Below are 2,786 nucleotides of genomic sequence, written 5' to 3'. Positions count from 1 at the left end.
CAGGGTGAGGCCCTCGAAAAACGTGTTCGTCCGCTTGCTGAATCTGTCGGCAGCGACATCGTCTTGCCATGTGACGTATATGAGATTGTCTATGATGGGACTGATATTCGAAAGCTCTCGCCTGGGACCCGCGGGATTGTCCTTCTTTTGCTTTACCTTGCACTTGATGACGTAGATGACAGACCATTGATCATTGATCAGCCGGAGGAAAACCTCGACCCCAAATCGGTCTTCGATGAGCTTGTGTCCTTGTTTATCAAAGCAAAGACTAAGAGACAGGTCATAATGGTGACCCACAATGCCAACCTCGTCGTCAACACCGATGCGGATCAGGTAATTATTGCCGAAGCCGGACCAAACGTCACGGGGGGATTGCCCCCAATCACCTACCGGGCTGGTGGGCTCGATAATGCAGACATCCGTAAATCGGTATGTGAAATACTGGAAGGGGGAGAAGAAGCCTTCAGACAGAGAGCTAGGAGACTTCGCGTCCCAATGCCGAGCTGACAGGAAGCTGCTTTACAGTCTCATATTTTATGTGCATTCAAAAACCGAGCATCGATGACGGACCAGCTGCTAGACCGGGTCAACAAACGAAGGATCGATCTCTCCGACCGGTGTCCAACCACGCACAGCATGCTCACAATAGGCCAACCCGGTCGCACGCGTCTGCGCCTGGCGCTCAACAAGCGTTATCACCGGCCGGCACACCGTCGCCGGATCGAAGCTACCACCTTGAGCATTTGCAACTTCCAGCCACCCCAGAACGATATCATCCGACGGCTCGGGCAGCACCCGAATAGTGGCGTCACGTTGGCCATCTTCACTTGACCAGTTTACCGTCTTTTCTCCCCCGACCGGGGTGCTGCTCAAACCATGCAAAGCAATCTGGTGCACTTCGTACTGCTCAGCTGCGGTGAGAAAGGCAAAGATCACGCAATCTGAGAAATACTCTTCGACGGAAGAGGGCCCTTTGCGCGGTGGAGCTTTGTCATCAATGGAGCGCAGCATGTCCGTGAACTGCACCAAGGGTGAACGGCTTGTACATCCGCTGGCTTGTTCCGTCGTCTGACATGCAGAGAGCACGAAGAGGACGAACACGGCAAGTAACGCGCGGGAAGTGAGCATAAGAAATCGACTTTCCAGAGTATCAAATAATGAGCGAACACATAACGAACTGGACGGTCAAAGAACAGCCCCCGAGGGGTTTTAATCCTCGGGGGTGTACTGGCAAAGACAACAGGTTGGGGTGCAACTGCGTGGACTTTGCCAGCGTTCCAATCAGCTGATTGGTGTAGGGAGAGCTTAGCCAACAAACAGCGTGTCGGAAAGCCTATCGGTCACAGAACATCAGCGTAGTAATCATCATGAACCTGATGCCGCAAGTTTCTCGTCGATCAAGGATTTTAGAACGCCAATCTGTGCGCCTTTAACCGCATCATCGCCAACGACAAAAGCCGGAGTGCCGGTAACACCTGCTTGCTGGCCAAGACGAGCATTCTGTTGGACTTCACCTTCGATGGCGCTGCGCACTTCGTTATCAGCCATCAGCGCCTGAAGCTTTTCAACATCAATATTGCCGCCTTCAAGAACGGAGATGACGTCCGCTTCAGAACGCATCGGATTGGGCGTTTTCATCAGAGTGTTGTGCACATCAATGTACATTTCTGGTGCACCAAAATGAGCGGCGAGGGCGTAGCGGGCCGCAATACGCGAACCTTCACCCAAGATCGGGAACTCGCGGAAGACAACACGCACCTGGGACGGGGAATAGTTTTCATGGATCGCTTCGATAAACCCACCCGCGCGCTTGCAGTAGCTACAGTTGTAATCGAAGAACTCCACCACTGTAACAGCGGCATTTTCGTCACCAACCGAGGGACCACTTTCGAGTTGATTTCGGTCAATATCGGCAGAAATGGACGGATTGCTGGGTGCAGGGGCTGCAGCTGTCGGCGCCGGGCCATTCCCACCAGCACCCACCTGACCGAGACGCTGTACCATCATCGTCAGGACCTGCGGGTTATCATACAGGTACTGAACAACGATTGAGTGGATCTCCGATTTCTCAGCTGCCGAGAAAAGCTTGTCAGACGCTTTTTGGCCATCAGCGAGAGCTGCCGTGGAAAAGGTCACGGTGGCGGCCATGGCGGTGGCGCAAAGCAAGGTACGGAATTTCATTTGAGGCTCCTTGATGATCAACTGGAGAGGAGCCTAATCCCAGATCAAGGATCTAAAGTGCGGTTTGAGCACAAATTTTCGCTCGTAGAGGACTTTTGCCAAAAAATAAGGACGCCCCGAAGGACGCCCTCACTTTTTGCTAAGAAGACCTCTGGATCACCATTTCCAGTGTGTCTATGAGCGAGAATTAGAAGTTCATGACTCGTGTGTCAAGACTATTCGGCTGCAACTGCTTCGTCTTTGTTTTCAGCCACTTGTTCCGCGTCCTTTTCATCAGAAACCTTTGCGGATTTCTTCGTGGTTTTCTTCGCTGCAGGCTTTGCAGGGGGCGTCTCACTGTCCGGTGTATCTGCATCAGCATCGGCTGCATCGAGTTCAACCCCAGCCTTCTTGAGCTCATTTTCATGAGCTTTGACGGCATCGCTGTTACGCTGACGCACCAATTCGTTCTGAAGGCGGCGATGTTGGTTTCGGATCGTGGTGCAAACAGCCCGAACACCCTTGTTGATCTTCGCAACAAAGGCCGAATGCTCTTCATCAGACATTTGATCAAGTAGCGACAGACGGTCAGCCTGGAATAGGAGATCATCGGCCTTGGTCAGAAG

4 protein-coding genes are annotated in these 2,786 nt (G+C 52.6%); 1 reads left to right on the top strand and 3 read right to left on the bottom strand.

Translation table 11 applies throughout. The features are described 5' to 3' along the window. On the top strand, positions 1–507 hold a 507-nt coding region (locus tag WA429_RS20905), incomplete at its 5' end, for an AAA family ATPase (protein WP_336107862.1). A 69-nt stretch (positions 508–576) separates the two neighbouring features. Here the strand turns inward: WA429_RS20905 and WA429_RS20900 are convergent. The 3 genes from WA429_RS20900 to WA429_RS20890 all read right to left on the bottom strand — a co-directional run. Then, the gene (locus tag WA429_RS20900; protein WP_336107861.1) at positions 577–1,128 is read right to left on the bottom strand and encodes a hypothetical protein; all 552 of its coding nucleotides are present in this window, start codon (positions 1,126–1,128) and stop codon (positions 577–579) included. A 237-nt stretch (positions 1,129–1,365) separates the two neighbouring features. Then, positions 1,366–2,181: a DsbA family protein gene (locus WA429_RS20895; protein ID WP_336107860.1), complete on the bottom strand. Its 816-nt coding sequence runs from the start codon at positions 2,179–2,181 to the stop codon at positions 1,366–1,368. A gap of 215 nt (positions 2,182–2,396) precedes the next feature. Beyond that, positions 2,397–2,786: hypothetical protein (locus WA429_RS20890; RefSeq protein ID WP_443082693.1), on the bottom strand; the 390-nt coding region annotated here is incomplete at its 5' end.

The sequence above is a fragment of the Thalassospira sp. CH_XMU1420-2 genome (genome assembly GCF_037029325.1).
GTDB lineage: Bacteria > Pseudomonadota > Alphaproteobacteria > Rhodospirillales > Thalassospiraceae > Thalassospira > Thalassospira povalilytica.
Note: the sequence above shows the minus strand (reverse complement) of the source record. Positions and strands in the feature narration are given on the sequence as shown.

Bases quoted from the DNA above. Each gene is read 5' to 3' on its own strand.
- WA429_RS20900 (WP_336107861.1), bottom strand. From the start codon at position 1,128: ATGCTCACTTCCCGCGCGTTACTTGCCGTGTTCGTCCTCTTCGTGCTC.
- WA429_RS20895 (WP_336107860.1), bottom strand. From the start codon at position 2,181: ATGAAATTCCGTACCTTGCTTTGCGCCACCGCCATGGCCGCCACCGTG.